Annotated in this window: 12 protein-coding genes and 1 pseudogene; 7 read left to right on the top strand and 6 right to left on the bottom strand. The window is 62.5% G+C overall.

Annotation, left to right across the window (positions count from 1 at the left end; genetic code table 11):
* Positions 1-235, top strand: a pseudogene (locus ACF8GF_RS19935) (IS4 family transposase); the annotation flags it as partial.
* 471 nt (positions 236-706) lie between these two features.
* Here ACF8GF_RS19935 and rlmM read toward each other — a convergent pair.
* Positions 707-1,771 carry a 23S rRNA (cytidine(2498)-2'-O)-methyltransferase RlmM gene (gene rlmM / locus ACF8GF_RS19940; RefSeq protein WP_176684415.1) on the bottom strand — a complete coding sequence of 355 codons (1,065 nt, stop codon included), beginning with the start codon at positions 1,769-1,771 and terminating at the stop codon, positions 707-709.
* Positions 1,772-1,995: 224 nt separating this feature from the next.
* Between rlmM and acnA the strand changes: the two genes are divergently transcribed.
* Entirely contained in the window at positions 1,996-4,737 is a 2,742-nt protein-coding gene (acnA, locus tag ACF8GF_RS19945; protein WP_392488397.1) for an aconitate hydratase AcnA, read from the top strand.
* Between the two features lie 250 nt (positions 4,738-4,987).
* On the top strand, positions 4,988-6,553 hold the full coding sequence (locus ACF8GF_RS19950) for a PAS domain-containing methyl-accepting chemotaxis protein (RefSeq protein ID WP_176684417.1): 1,566 nt from the start codon (positions 4,988-4,990) through the stop codon (positions 6,551-6,553).
* Between the two features lie 199 nt (positions 6,554-6,752).
* Here the strand turns inward: ACF8GF_RS19950 and ACF8GF_RS19955 are convergent, their stop codons facing one another.
* From ACF8GF_RS19955 to ACF8GF_RS19975, 5 genes are all read right to left on the bottom strand, one after another.
* Complete coding sequence (locus ACF8GF_RS19955; RefSeq protein ID WP_392460972.1) at positions 6,753-7,637, bottom strand: pseudouridine synthase; 885 nt, start codon at positions 7,635-7,637, stop codon at positions 6,753-6,755.
* 51 nt (positions 7,638-7,688) lie between these two features.
* Complete coding sequence (locus tag ACF8GF_RS19960) at positions 7,689-7,997, bottom strand: transcriptional regulator (RefSeq protein ID WP_103443928.1); 309 nt, start codon at positions 7,995-7,997, stop codon at positions 7,689-7,691.
* A gap of 65 nt (positions 7,998-8,062) precedes the next feature.
* On the bottom strand, positions 8,063-8,494 hold the full coding sequence (locus ACF8GF_RS19965; RefSeq protein ID WP_339444116.1) for a D-Ala-D-Ala carboxypeptidase family metallohydrolase: 432 nt from the start codon (positions 8,492-8,494) through the stop codon (positions 8,063-8,065).
* A 108-nt stretch (positions 8,495-8,602) separates the two neighbouring features.
* Positions 8,603-8,842, bottom strand: a complete 240-nt coding sequence (locus tag ACF8GF_RS19970; protein WP_176684420.1) for a glutaredoxin family protein — start codon at positions 8,840-8,842, stop codon at positions 8,603-8,605.
* 73 nt (positions 8,843-8,915) lie between these two features.
* On the bottom strand, positions 8,916-10,124 hold the full coding sequence (locus tag ACF8GF_RS19975; RefSeq protein ID WP_392488398.1) for an ammonium transporter: 1,209 nt from the start codon (positions 10,122-10,124) through the stop codon (positions 8,916-8,918).
* 312 nt (positions 10,125-10,436) lie between these two features.
* Here ACF8GF_RS19975 and ACF8GF_RS19980 point away from each other — a divergent pair, with 312 nt between their 5' ends.
* From ACF8GF_RS19980 to ACF8GF_RS19995, 4 genes are all read left to right on the top strand, one after another.
* Positions 10,437-10,751 carry a YqjD family protein gene (locus ACF8GF_RS19980; protein WP_021785453.1) on the top strand — a complete coding sequence of 105 codons (315 nt, stop codon included), beginning with the start codon at positions 10,437-10,439 and terminating at the stop codon, positions 10,749-10,751.
* Between the two features lie 9 nt (positions 10,752-10,760).
* Entirely contained in the window at positions 10,761-11,135 is a 375-nt protein-coding gene (locus ACF8GF_RS19985; RefSeq protein WP_392460975.1) for a phage holin family protein, read from the top strand.
* The gene (locus ACF8GF_RS19990; RefSeq protein WP_014591805.1) at positions 11,132-11,461 is read left to right on the top strand and encodes a hypothetical protein; all 330 of its coding nucleotides are present in this window, start codon (positions 11,132-11,134) and stop codon (positions 11,459-11,461) included. The genes ACF8GF_RS19985 and ACF8GF_RS19990 overlap by 4 nt, the downstream gene beginning before the upstream one ends.
* Positions 11,462-11,536: 75 nt before the next feature.
* A complete protein-coding gene (locus ACF8GF_RS19995) occupies positions 11,537-12,868 on the top strand; it encodes a deoxyguanosinetriphosphate triphosphohydrolase (RefSeq protein ID WP_176684422.1) in 1,332 nt (443 codons plus the stop codon).
* Positions 12,869-13,143: the final 275 nt, after the last annotated feature.

The raw sequence follows: 13,143 nt of genomic DNA on the forward strand, positions 1-13,143 counted from the left end.
GGGGTACGAAGGCATGCAGATTGCCCTGCCATCCGAGTACATGCCCGTTGTTCCGATGGAAAACCTGGCTCAGCGCCTGCTGGAGCTGGCCAGAAACATCCAGCCCAGACAGGTTGCGAAAAGCCCACGAGGCCCCAAGGTGCTCAAAGCGAAGGCCTGGGCGCAAGGGACGGCTGTACATGCTCATGTTTCGACGGATCGGGTCATCAAAGCCGCCAAAACCAAAAGACCTTGAAAGGGATGGCCGTAAGGGCGAAAAGGTGAGTCAGCGTCGCCATCGCAAATGGACGGTTCGCCGAGTCAAAACAGACGAGTTCGCTCTTTGCTTCTTGCTTCTTGCTTCTTGGATGTGAGCATCCACATCAAGTAGGTATTCATTCGCGAAGGTGGCGCATAGTCACCTTTCCGCCCTTACGGCGGGTCCCTTTTTGTCGTGGCAAAAAGGAACCAAAAACCGTCGGCTCCCATCATCCGGCCCCTGCGCTGCGCTCCGGGGTCCCCTCGCTCCGGGCTTGCTCCCGGGAGGACCGCGCTGCAGGCCCCATCCTGGGGCCCAGCGCTTGACGGGCATCCATGCCCGTCACCTCCCTTCGCAAACCCTGCACTCGGCCTCCTGAAGTCGCAATCTGTGTCGCCTGAACTATCGCGCGCTTAGAAGCAACAGCAAAAGCAGAGGCAGAGGCAGAAACAGAACGACACGCTGGCCTCAGCGTGGCTTCAAATCGAGCCGCCGCAGGTGGCAGGTTACTTCTTCACGGTCGTGGTAAAGCTGCTTGCAGGCAATCGACACCCTGATCTTGCGTGCCTTGAATGTTGCCTCCATACGGTCGAGCAGGCGCCGTACTTCGGCATAACGCTGCTTCATCGGCAACTTCAGGTTGACCACTGCCTCGCGGCACAACCCCTCACCCAGCCAGGTTTCGATCAGCGAGGTGGTACGCGCCGGCTTCTCGACGATATCGCACACCATCCAGTCTACCGGCTGCTTTGGCTGCCAGGTAAAGCCATCGGCCATCAAGTGCTGGACCAGGCCGGTGTCCATCAGGCTTTCGGCCATCGGCCCGTTGTCAATGGCTGTCACCAGCATGCCACGGCGCACCAGCTGGTAGGTCCAGCCGCCCGGCGAGGCTCCCAGGTCGACACCGGTCATGTCATCACCCAGACGCTGCTCCCACTGCTCACGCGGAATGAATTGGTGCCAGGCTTCTTCCAGCTTGAGTGTCGAACGGCTAGGTGCCTCGCGAGGGAACTTCAGGCGCGGGATGCCCATGGGCCACAACGCGCTGTTGCTGGCCGATGCAACGCCGACAAATACCCGCCGGCCGCTGATGAAGGTCAGTAGCAAACGTGGGCGGCCAGGGTCGTCGACCAGGCGGCCGGCCTTCTCCAGGGCCTTGCGCAACGGCACTTCGAACTTTCGGCAAAAGGTAGACAATTCCTTGCCTTCGTTGCTGTCCAGCACCTCAAGCCACAAGCTACCGAACACCGGGAGATCGGCCAACTGCGCCAGCAGTACGCTGATGCGGTCACTTTCCGGCAGTTCGACGTAACCGCCACGTGCCCACTGCCGCGGGAAAATCAGCTGGTTGAAGCGCAGCTCCCCCATCAAGCGCTCGGCACCGCCCTCCTCGCTACAGACAAACTCGGCGCTGGCACTTTGCGGCTTGCCTTTGGCATAGCCGGCAATGCCCAGGCGGGCGGCATGTTCGCTGATTTCGGCGCAAACCTCGCCCTCGAAACCGGGCCGGCAATGCATGAACAGGGTATTCATCTCTCACTCCACTACGGCTGGCGCACCACAGGCGCCGGCAGGGCGGCGATGATAAAGGAAGTTCGGAACCTGCGACACGCCCCGCCGGTCCAGAAAAGGGTCAGGTAGCGTAAACCGGTCTAACCTGACCATTCAGCCAGGTCCGTGCCGTGCGGACCGATATAGAGCGGTGCTGCCGGCAAACCGTGAATATTTGCCGGGCACCGGTGCAGAAGGAGTTGGCAATGCCCTCGCTCGATAGCCTGAACACCCTCAAGCCCCTCAAGGTCGGCGACCAGACCTACCATTACTTCAGCCTCACCGAGGCCGCCCGCCAGCTGGGTGACCTGCAGCGTCTGCCCATGTCGCTGAAAGTGCTGCTGGAAAATCTGCTGCGCTGGGAGGATGGTGCGACCGTCACCGGCGACGACTTGCGCGCCATTGCCCACTGGCTGGGCGAACGGCGCTCCGACCGCGAGATCCAGTACCGCCCGGCGCGGGTGCTGATGCAGGACTTCACCGGCGTACCCGCCGTGGTCGACCTGGCGGCCATGCGCGCCGCCATGGCCAAGGCTGGCGGCGACCCGCAACGGATCAACCCGCTGTCACCGGTCGACCTGGTGATCGACCACTCGGTAATGGTCGACCGCTACGGCACGCCGCACGCCTTCGCCGAAAACGTCGACATCGAAATGCAGCGCAATGGTGAGCGCTATGCCTTTCTGCGCTGGGGCCAGAGCGCCTTCGACAATTTCCGCGTGGTCCCCCCGGGCACTGGCATTTGCCACCAGGTCAACCTGGAATACCTGGGCCGCACGGTGTGGACCCGTGAGGCTGATGGCCGCACCTATGCCTTCCCCGATACCTTGGTAGGCACAGACTCGCACACCACCATGATCAACGGCCTGGGCGTACTCGGCTGGGGTGTCGGCGGCATCGAAGCGGAAGCGGCCATGCTCGGCCAGCCGGTATCGATGCTGATCCCCGAAGTGATCGGCTTCAAGCTGACCGGCAAGCTGCGGGAGGGCATCACTGCCACTGACCTGGTGCTGACCGTGACGCAGATGCTGCGCAAGAAAGGCGTGGTGGGCAAGTTCGTTGAATTCTATGGCGACGGCCTGGCCGAGCTGCCCCTGGCCGACCGCGCGACCATCGCCAACATGGCACCGGAATACGGCGCCACCTGTGGTTTCTTCCCGGTCGACCAGGTCACCCTGGACTATCTGCGCCTTTCGGGCCGCCCCGAAGCGACCGTGCAGCTGGTGGAGCAGTACTGCAAGGCGCAGGGCATGTGGCGCCTGCCCGGCCATGAGCCGTCATTCAGCGACACGCTGGCACTGGACATGGACGAGGTCGAAGCCAGCCTGGCCGGGCCCAAACGGCCGCAGGACCGCGTAGCACTGGGCCAGGTCAGCCAAGCCTTCGACCACTTCATCGAGCTGCAGCCCAAACCGCTGGCCAAAGAAGTTGGCCGCCTGGAAAGCGAGGGCGGCGGCGGTGTGGCGGTGGGCAACGCCGACCAGACCGGCGCAATCGACTACAGCCATCAGGGCCAGACCCACACCCTGCGCGATGGGGCCGTGGTGATTGCCGCGATCACCTCATGTACCAACACGTCCAACCCCAGCGTGATGATGGCTGCCGGGCTGGTGGCGAAAAAAGCACTGGAAAAAGGCCTGCAACGCAAACCTTGGGTCAAGAGCTCGCTGGCACCGGGCTCCAAGGTGGTCACCGACTACTTCAAGGCAGCCGGGCTCACGCCCTACCTCGACCAACTCGGTTTTGATCTGGTCGGCTATGGCTGCACCACCTGCATCGGCAACTCCGGCCCGCTGGACGAGGCGATCGAAAAAGCCATTGGCAGCGCCGACCTCACCGTGGCCTCGGTGCTATCGGGCAACCGCAACTTCGAGGGCCGCGTGCACCCACTGGTCAAGACCAACTGGCTGGCCTCGCCCCCGCTGGTGGTGGCCTACGCCCTGGCCGGCAGCGTGCGCCTGGACCTGACACGCGACCCGCTGGGGTCAGGCAAGGACGGCCAACCGGTCTACCTGCGGGATATCTGGCCGAGCCAGCAGGAAATTGCCGAGGCCGTGGCCAAGGTCGATACGGCGATGTTCCACAAGGAATACGCCGAAGTGTTTGCCGGTGATGCGCAATGGCAGGCCATCGAGGTGCCACAGGCCGCCACTTACGTGTGGCAGGCTGACTCCACCTACATCCAGCACCCACCGTTCTTCGACGGCATCGGCGGGCCGCCGCCACAAATTGCCAATATTCACGGCGCACGGGTGCTGGCACTGTTGGGCGACTCCGTGACCACTGACCACATTTCCCCCGCCGGCAACATCAAGACCGACAGCCCGGCCGGGCGCTACCTGCGAGAACAGGGTGTGGAGCCACGCGATTTCAACTCCTACGGTTCGCGTCGTGGCAACCATGAAGTGATGATGCGCGGCACCTTCGCCAACATCCGTATCCGCAACGAAATGCTGCCAGGTGAAGAAGGCGGCAACACCTTGCATGTGCCCACTGGCGAGAAGCTGTCGATCTACGACGCAGCCATGCGTTACCAGCAGGAAGGCACCCCGCTGCTGGTGATTGCCGGCCAGGAGTACGGCACCGGCTCGAGCCGCGACTGGGCAGCCAAGGGCACCAACCTGCTGGGGGTCAAGGCCGTGCTGGCAGAAAGCTTCGAGCGTATTCACCGCTCCAACCTGGTAGGCATGGGCGTGTTGCCGCTGCAATTCAAGGCCGGGCACAACCGCAAACAGCTGGGGCTGACCGGCAAGGAGCAGATCGACGTACTGGGGCTGGACGACGCACATATCCGCCCCGGCATGAGCCTGTCCTTGCGCATTACCCGCGAGGATGGCCAGCAGGAACAGATCGAGGTGCTATGCCGGATTGATACCCTGAACGAGGTGGAGTACTTCAAGGCGGGGGGAATTCTGCATTATGTGTTGCGCCAGATGATCGCTGACTGAGACGCATAGCCCGGCACAAGATTTGTGCCGTTCTCTAAACCAAGCGCCGCGCGGGCGGCGCTTGGTTACATGGGCGCCGATGCCCCACAGCCGCAAGCGTCCTAGTCCCGCGCGACAGGGCTGGCCCTTGGCCACCCATTCGGTCATCATCTGACTCACCCGTCATTGATGGCAACCAATGAACCAAATATCCATTCAATAAAACCAGCGGCTTGCCGATACCTGTCGAAAGCCCTGCGGACTATCACCCATGCGTAACAACCAGCCGATTACCCAGAGAGAACGGACTTTCCCTGCCCAGCAGCGGTTGATCTCCACCACCAACGCCAAGGGTGTGGTCACCTACTGCAACGATGCCTTTATCGAAATCAGTGGTTTCACCCGCGAGGAGCTGACTGGCGCACCGCACAACCTGGTGCGCCACCCCGACGTACCGCCTGCCGTGTTTGCCCATATGTGGCAAACCCTCAAGCAGGGCCAGCCGTGGATGGGTATCGTCAAGAACCGCTGCAAGTCCGGTGACCATTACTGGGTCAACGCCTATGTCACCCCCATCTTCGATAACAACCAGGTCGTCGGCTTCGAGTCGGTGCGGGTCAAGCCCACCGCCGAGCAGATCCGCCGCGCCGAGGCCCTGTACCAGCGCATCAACCAGGGCAAGCCGCCGGTACCGCGCCGCGACAAGTGGCTGCCGGTGCTGCAGGACTGGCTACCGTTCATCCTGATCAGCCAGATGGGCTTCCTGATCGGCAACTGGCTGGGTCATTCCTGGGGCTTTGCCTTGGCCGCAGGGCTTTCGGTACCACTGGGCCTGCTTGGTCTGAGCTGGCAGCAACGCGGCCTCAAGCGCCTGCTGCGACTGGCCGAGCAAACCACTTCCGACCCACTGATCGCGCAGATGTACACCGACAGCCGTGGCGTGCAGGCGCGCCTGGAAATGGCGATGCTCAGCCAGGACGCACGCATGAAAACCTGCCTGACGCGCCTACAAGACAGTGCCGAACACCTGAGCGACCAGGCACGCCAGTCCGATGCCTTGGCGCACAAGAGCTCTTCGGGGCTGGAGCGCCAGCGGGTGGAGACCGAGCAAGTCGCCGCTGCGGTAAACCAGATGGCTGCCACCACTCAGGAAGTGGCCAACCATGTGCAGCGCACCGCCGATGCCACCCAGGAAGCCAACCGCCTGACCAGCCAGGGCCGGCAGATTGCCGGAGAAACCCGCGAGGCCATCGAACGTCTGTCGGCGGCTGTGGGCGAGACCGGCCAGACGGTTACGCAACTGGCCAAAGACAGCGACGAGATTGGAGGCGTGGTCGACGTGATCAAGGGCATCGCCGACCAGACCAACCTGCTGGCGCTGAACGCAGCCATTGAAGCGGCGCGCGCCGGTGAAATGGGCCGTGGTTTTGCCGTGGTGGCTGATGAAGTGCGTCAGTTGGCCCAGCGCACCGCCGAATCCACCGGGCAGATTCACGGTTTGATCGCCAAGCTGCAACAGACCGCCAGCAACGCAGTACTGACCATGGAAACCGGCCACCGCCAGGCACAGGAAGGTGTTGATCGGGTTATGCAGGCTGACGAGGCGCTGGTAGGCATCAGCGAAGCGGTGGCCAATATTACCGACATGGCCACGCAGATTGCAGCTGCAACCGAGGAGCAGACCGCTGTGGCTGACGAGATCAGCCGCAACATCAGCACCATTGCCGAACTGGCCGACCAGACCGCCGAACAGGCGCAGCACTCGGCACTGCTGAGCGAAGAACTGACCAGCACGGCGGGCAGCCAGTATTCGCTGGTGGAGCGCTTCAACCGCTGAAGCTCGAGACTTCCGCTGGGGGTGACACCGGCTCTGCCGGTGTTCGCGGGTAAACCCGCTCCTACAACGGCTGTGCCGAACCACCGTACGTATGTAGGAGCGGGTTTACCCGCGAATACGGTAGCGCCGGCAACGGTGAACGGCGGGTGGAGATTGGCCCGCAGGTCGGGCCCTTTCGCAGGCAAGCCCGCTTGCTGTGTTACCAGTCCAACCGCAAGCGGCTCTCGAAGTAGCGCTCTTCGCCACTCAGCGGGTCCTCGAAACGCAGGCTCTGCGCCAACAGTTTCAGCGGCCGCTGGTAGTCATCCTCTTCGTTGAGCAATTGCGGATAGAACGGGTCATTGCTGATCCCTGCCCCCAAGGCTGCCATGTGCACACGCAACTGATGGGTCTTGCCGGTCACTGGCGACAGCCCATAGCGCCATCGTTCACCGTTCTTCTCCAGCACCTCGGCCAGGGTTTCACTGTTGGCCTCACCCTCCACCTCATGCATGCGGAAAAATGGCTCGCCATGCACCAGGCGGCTTTTGTGCACCAGCGGAAAGGCATGCTGCGGCATGGCAGCGGCAATGGCCTGATAACGCTTGTCGATACGCCGCTCGGGGAACAGCCGCTGGTAGGCGCTGCGGCTGTGCGGGTTGGCGGAGAACAGCACAAGCCCCGCGGTGTGCCGGTCGATGCGGTGCAATGGCACCAGGTGCGGGTTGTCCAGGCGACGGATCAGGCGGCGCAACAAGGTCTGCTCGACGTATTCACCGGTCGGTGTCACCGGCAGGAAATGCGGTTTATCGGCCACCACCAGGTGCTCGTCCACATGCAGCACCACCTCCTGCACCGGGATCGGCCGTTCGTTCGGCACCTCGCGAAAGTAATGCAAACGCATGCCACGCTTGTAAGGCAGATCGGCGGCAACTGCCTGCCCCTCGGCATCCAGCACTCGGCCACGGGCAAAACGGTCAAGCCACTGGGCGCGGTCGATGGCCTTGAAATGGTCACACAAACAATCGAGCACCGTCACCCAGTTACCAGGTGGCAGGCACACCGTACTGGCTTGCTGGCGGGCAGGGTCGAAAGGCGTGATCATGGCTGGGCTCGAGACGTTCATGGCCGCGCATTATCGCCCAAGCCCGCCCCCTCAACCAGCCCGGGCCATCGCCTCGCAGCGTTCCTTCAGCCAGCGCAGCACCTGCACCGGCTCCCAGCGCCCAGGGTCGTAGAGTGCATAGAGCAACCCCTGATAGCCCACCACATCCAGTCCTCGGTGGTAACCGGCCCGCTGGAACAAGGCCTCGATCTCGGCGAAGCAGGTGTTGAAGTGGACTTTGCCGAACGGCGTGCAGTCGCCGGTCACCAGGCCTTCGAGGCGCAGTTCCAGAACGGCGTCAGCCACCCGCTCCACGGGCATGCGGTTGACGCTGTACTTGAGTTGCTCGACATTGAGCATGGCTTTACCTCGATACTGTATTTATATACAGCATACGAACATCCCCTTGCTGCCGTCAATGCGCTTCATTGCAGGCCCACCAGGTAGCCGCTGCCTTTGCGCAGGGTCAGCACCTGCCTGCGCGGCGTGCCGCGCGTCACCGACAGATGCACCCATTTGTCGAATTCCAGGATCAACTGATCGAAGGGCACCGCACTTTCGCTGATGCGCCGGGCGGTCTCGCGCGGGCTGACCTCGATCACCGTGAAGTCCGCCGCCAGCCCTTGCACGTGCTGGCTGCCGGAGGCGCCACCGATCAACTGATTGACCCTTTCACTGCGATACCCGCTGCTGATGATGATGGGCGCGTCGAACAATGCACGTACCTGTTCCAGCGCACAGCACAGCAACTGCAGGTTGGCCCTGGCTTCGAGGGGCGGTGCATTATCGAACCCATCCCGGGCAGCGAGCTGGGAGACGGTCATTTCATCGAAGGTGAAATGTGGAGTGATCAACATGGCGAGCTATTCCGATGATGGAGAAGGTTACCGGCGACGGTGCGCCTCCACACGATCATCAGCTCGCTTCACAGATCATGGAGCAGGGTTGCAACTCCTCTGCAGCCATCATTGCCCAAGAAAGGCCACCACTTGTTCGGTATCGAACGGCCAGTGCAGCTCGGCGCCGTTGTCACAGCGCCTCAGCACCGGAATGATCAGGCCATAACGCTCGAACAAAAGCTCGTTCTCGGCGATGTCGACCAGCTCTACCAGCAGGCCATGATCGACGAGAGGCATCAACACGGCCTCGGCCACTTCGCACAGGTGGCAGCCGAGGGTACCGAACAGTTGACATTCAGGCAGCATGGGGCAGGTCCCGGGTTGGCGTACACAGAAGCCTATTCTAGGCCCGCTACGCCCACCCTGCACCTGACCTGGCTCAATCCTGGCTGGTAGCACCGATTCGGTGCAGCGACAGGTCCGCGCCCTGGAACTCCTGCTCATGGTTCAAGCGAAGGCCATGCAGCGCACGAATTGCTCCGTACACGGCAAAGCCACCAGCCAAGGCCACCAGCACACCCATCAGGCTGCCCAGCAGCTGGCTGACCAGGCTGACACCGCCCATGCCGCCCAACGCCACCTGGCCGAACACACCACAGGCGATACCCCCCCACACGCCACACAGGCCATGCAACGGCCACACACCCAGGACATCGTCGATTTTCCAGCGATTTTGCGCTGCGGTGAAGGTCCAGACAAACAGAGCCCCCGCCACCAGGCCGGTGACCAGCGCTCCAACCGGGTGCATCAGATCGGAACCTGCGCAGATCGCTACCAGCCCGGCCAGCGGGCCGTTATGCAGGAAGCCCGGGTCGTTGCGCCCGGCCAGCAACGCTGACAGGGTCCCCCCCACCATGGCCATCAGCGAGTTGATCGCCACCAGGCCGCTGACGCCCTGCAAGGTCTGAGCACTCATGACGTTGAACCCGAACCAGCCGATGATGAGGATCCACGAGCCCAGCGCCAGAAAGGGAATGCTCGACGGCGCGAACGCCACCAAGCGGCCATCGCGGTAACGCCCACGGCGCGCTCCCAACAGCAGTACCGCCGCCAGCGCCAGCCAGCCCCCCATGGCATGTACCACGACAGACCCGGCAAAGTCATGGAACGGTGCGCCGAAGCGTGCCTGCAGCCAAGCCTGCACGCCCAGGTTGCCGTTCCACACCACACCCTCGAAGAACGGATAGACGAACGCCACGATCAACGCCGTGGCGCACAACTGCGGCACGAATCGCGCCCGCTCGGCGATGCCCCCGGAAATGATCGCCGGAATCGCCGCCGCAAAGGTCAGCAGGAAGAAGCACTTGACCAGCGCATAGCCATGGTCGACAGCCAGCGTCGTCGCCGGCTGGAAGAAGTTGACCCCATAGGCGATCCAGTAGCCTATAAAGAAGTAAACCAGCGCCGAGATGGCAAAGTCGCTGAGGATCTTCGACAAGGCGTTGACCTGGTTCTTGTGGCGCACCGTGCCCACTTCAAGAAACGCAAAGCCGGCATGCATGGCCAGCACCAGAATGGCGCCCATGAGAATGAACAGGGTATTGGAACCGTGGACCAGAGAGTCCATAGCGCTGTGCATGTTTTCCATGAAATAGGCAGACCTGCTGAAAAAGGCACCAGGACAGTTCAAGAACCTGCATCCCTGCACCGAAACGGTGCCAGCCCCTACCCTGTTCAGGTGAGCGGGGTGAAGCCTGCGTGGTTTTTTCTTGGGTTTGTCGTGGATTGGGTTAAGGTTTATCGGTATCCGCTGCGTGGGCGCCCTGAATCGGCGCAAAACCGGTCACAGGCGCTCCGCAACGTGGCAAAGACTTAGCAAGGCCCATACCAGCACCCGCACTTGAACCTTCAATGCGTGCTGTCACTCGAACTACCAACACTCATCGACAGGGAGAGACCCATGGCCAGCAAATCGGCAAAGAATGCACAAGAGATATTGATGGCTGACTTCCAGGCCTTGGTGCGCGACACCGAGAAGCTGCTGGCCGACACCGCCAACCTGGCCGGCGACCAGGCCGACGAATTGCGCGAGCAGATTCACGAGCGCCTGGCCCAGGCCCGCGAAACCCTGCAGCTGACCCAGGACTCGGTACGAGAACGCGGTCAGGCGGCGCTGGGCAGCGCCGAGCAGTACGTGCAGGAAAACCCGTGGCAGGCGATCGGCATCGCGGCCGGTGTCGGCCTGTTGATCGGTCTGCTGGCCAACCGGCGCTAAGGGGAACCCATGGAGAATGACGCCAACGGCGCCGGCGCTTCGGGCAAGCGCCTGGGCGCAGCCATGCTGGGGCTGCTGCACAGTCACATCGAGCTGTTCGGTATCGAGTTACAGGAGCAGAAGGGCCGCACCTTGAGCCTGCTGCTGTTCGCTGGCCTGGCGCTGGTGTTCGCCCTGCTGCTGCTGACCGCACTGTCCGGGCTGCTGCTGGTGCTGCTGTGGGACAGCTATCGACTGACCGGTATCATTGGCCTGTGCGTGTTCTATGGCATTGCCGCACTGTACTGTGCCATGCGCCTGAAGGCGGCGGTGTTCGACGAATCATCGCCCTTCGGCGCCACCCTCGAAGAACTTGCCAAGGACAGGGAGCGCCTGTTGCCATGAGCCTGCCAGAACTGCCAAACACGCGTAACCCGCGCGAACTGCGCAAGGCGCTGCTGCGCCTGCGCATGGAGATGCACCGCCAGGAAATCCGCCATGAGTCCGGGCAGTTGCTTGAACCACTGCGCCGCGTGCGCGGTATGGGCAGCTCGTTACATGAAGGCCTGGGTATCAAGCATGCGCCACTGTGGGGCATCGGCGCCGTGGTGGCGCTGGGCTTTCTTACCGGCAAGGGCGTACGCAGCGGCAACCTGACGCGCCTGGTACGGTTGGGCAGCACCCTGCTGCCGCTGGTACGCCTGTACCTGCAAGGCAGCCGCCGCCCCTGACCAGTGCGCGTCCCGGCAGCACAATGCCCTTGCTGCGGGTTATGCTGCTGCCTTCAAACTACAGGAGAACGCGCCTTGGACTGGCACACCTTGCTTACCCGCGAACGGCTGGGCAAAGCCCTGTACAGCGCCGATGAACTCGGGCGCAGCCCCTTCCACAAAGACCATGACCGCATCATTTTCTCCGGCGCCTTCCGCCGCCTCGGCCGCAAGACCCAGGTGCACCCGGTGTCGAGCAACGACCATATCCATACGCGCCTGACTCATTCGCTGGAAGTCAGCTGCGTCGGCCGCTCGCTGGGCATGCGCGTCGGCGAAACCCTGCGCGACAACCTGCCGGACTGGTGCGCCCCCAGTGACCTGGGGATGATCGTGCAGTCAGCCTGCCTGGCCCACGACATCGGCAACCCGCCATTCGGCCACTCCGGCGAGGACGCCATTCGCCATTGGTTCCAGCAGGCCGCCGGGCGTGGCTGGCTGGACGACATGAGCGATGACGAGCGGGCCGACTTTCTCAACTTCGAAGGCAATGCCCAAGGCTTTCGCGTGCTCACCCAACTGGAATACCACCAGTTCGATGGGGGGACGCGGCTGACCTATGCCACCCTCGGCACCTACCTCAAGTACCCTTGGAGCGCCCGCCATGCCGACGCCCTGGGCTACAAGAAACACAAGTTCGGCAGCTATCAGAGCGAACTGCCCCTGCTCGAACAGATCGCCCGCAAGCTCGGCCTGCCGCAGCTGGAACACCAGCGCTGGGCGCGCCACCCACTGGTGTATCTGATGGAGGCTGCCGATGACATCTGCTACGCGCTGATCGACCTGGAAGACGGCCTGGAAATGGAGCTGCTGCAATACGCCGAAGTCGAAGCGCTGTTGCTCGATCTGGTCGGCGATGACCTGCCAGAAACCTACCGCCAGCTCGGCCCACGCGACTCCCGCCGACGCAAACTGGCCATCCTGCGCGGCAAGGCCATCGAACACCTGACCAACGCCGCCGCCCACGCCTTCGTCGAACAACAGCAGGCGTTGCTGGCCGGGCAACTGGCGGGCGACCTGGTGGAACACATGCATGGCCCAGCCAAACGCTGCGTACTGCAAGCCAAGGACATGGCACGCAACAAGATCTTCCAGGACAAGCGCAAGACCCTGCACGAAATCGGCGCCTACACCACCCTGGAGATTCTGCTGAACACGTTCTGCGGTGCAGCCCTGGAACAGCACGGTGGACGTACGCCATCGTTCAAGAGTCGCAGGGTGCTGGACCTGATCGGCAACAATGCACCAGACCCGCATGCCTCGTTGCACAGCGCCTTCCTGCGCATGATCGACTTCATCGCCGGCATGACCGACAGCTATGCCAGCGAAATGGCCCGGGAGATGACCGGGCGCTCCAGCCCGACCTGAAACGCGTAGGTGCAGCGCGGGCCAGGCCAGACGCTGCACCACACTTGCAGGAAACTTCCTACACCAACGGGGGCCAGACTAAACAGCACGAATAAAAACTAATGAAAAGTTACCAAAATCGCTTTGACATCTAGTTAAACGCGCCTATTACGTAGTCTATTTTGTTTTATCCTGTAAGCCGTTTCCCATATGAGCCTAACAGCCATTCCTCGCACGCCCGAGGACTTCCAACTGCGATAAGGTGCCTTCTGTCACCCTCAATCGATCGCAGGGAA

Source organism: Pseudomonas sp. yb_5 (assembly GCF_043103865.1).
GTDB classification, from domain to species: domain Bacteria; phylum Pseudomonadota; class Gammaproteobacteria; order Pseudomonadales; family Pseudomonadaceae; genus Aquipseudomonas; species Aquipseudomonas putida_Y.

Coding starts and splice junctions, on each gene's coding strand:
- rlmM (WP_176684415.1), bottom strand. CDS start 1,771: ATGAATACCCTGTTCATGCATTGCCGGCCCGGTTTCGAGGGCGAGGTT.
- acnA (WP_392488397.1), top strand. CDS start 1,996: ATGCCCTCGCTCGATAGCCTGAACACCCTCAAGCCCCTCAAGGTCGGC.
- ACF8GF_RS19950 (WP_176684417.1), top strand. CDS start 4,988: ATGCGTAACAACCAGCCGATTACCCAGAGAGAACGGACTTTCCCTGCC.
- ACF8GF_RS19955 (WP_392460972.1), bottom strand. CDS start 7,637: ATGATCACGCCTTTCGACCCTGCCCGCCAGCAAGCCAGTACGGTGTGC.
- ACF8GF_RS19960 (WP_103443928.1), bottom strand. CDS start 7,997: ATGCTCAATGTCGAGCAACTCAAGTACAGCGTCAACCGCATGCCCGTG.
- ACF8GF_RS19965 (WP_339444116.1), bottom strand. CDS start 8,494: ATGTTGATCACTCCACATTTCACCTTCGATGAAATGACCGTCTCCCAG.
- ACF8GF_RS19970 (WP_176684420.1), bottom strand. CDS start 8,842: ATGCTGCCTGAATGTCAACTGTTCGGTACCCTCGGCTGCCACCTGTGC.
- ACF8GF_RS19975 (WP_392488398.1), bottom strand. CDS start 10,124: ATGGAAAACATGCACAGCGCTATGGACTCTCTGGTCCACGGTTCCAAT.
- ACF8GF_RS19980 (WP_021785453.1), top strand. CDS start 10,437: ATGGCCAGCAAATCGGCAAAGAATGCACAAGAGATATTGATGGCTGAC.
- ACF8GF_RS19985 (WP_392460975.1), top strand. CDS start 10,761: ATGGAGAATGACGCCAACGGCGCCGGCGCTTCGGGCAAGCGCCTGGGC.
- ACF8GF_RS19990 (WP_014591805.1), top strand. CDS start 11,132: ATGAGCCTGCCAGAACTGCCAAACACGCGTAACCCGCGCGAACTGCGC.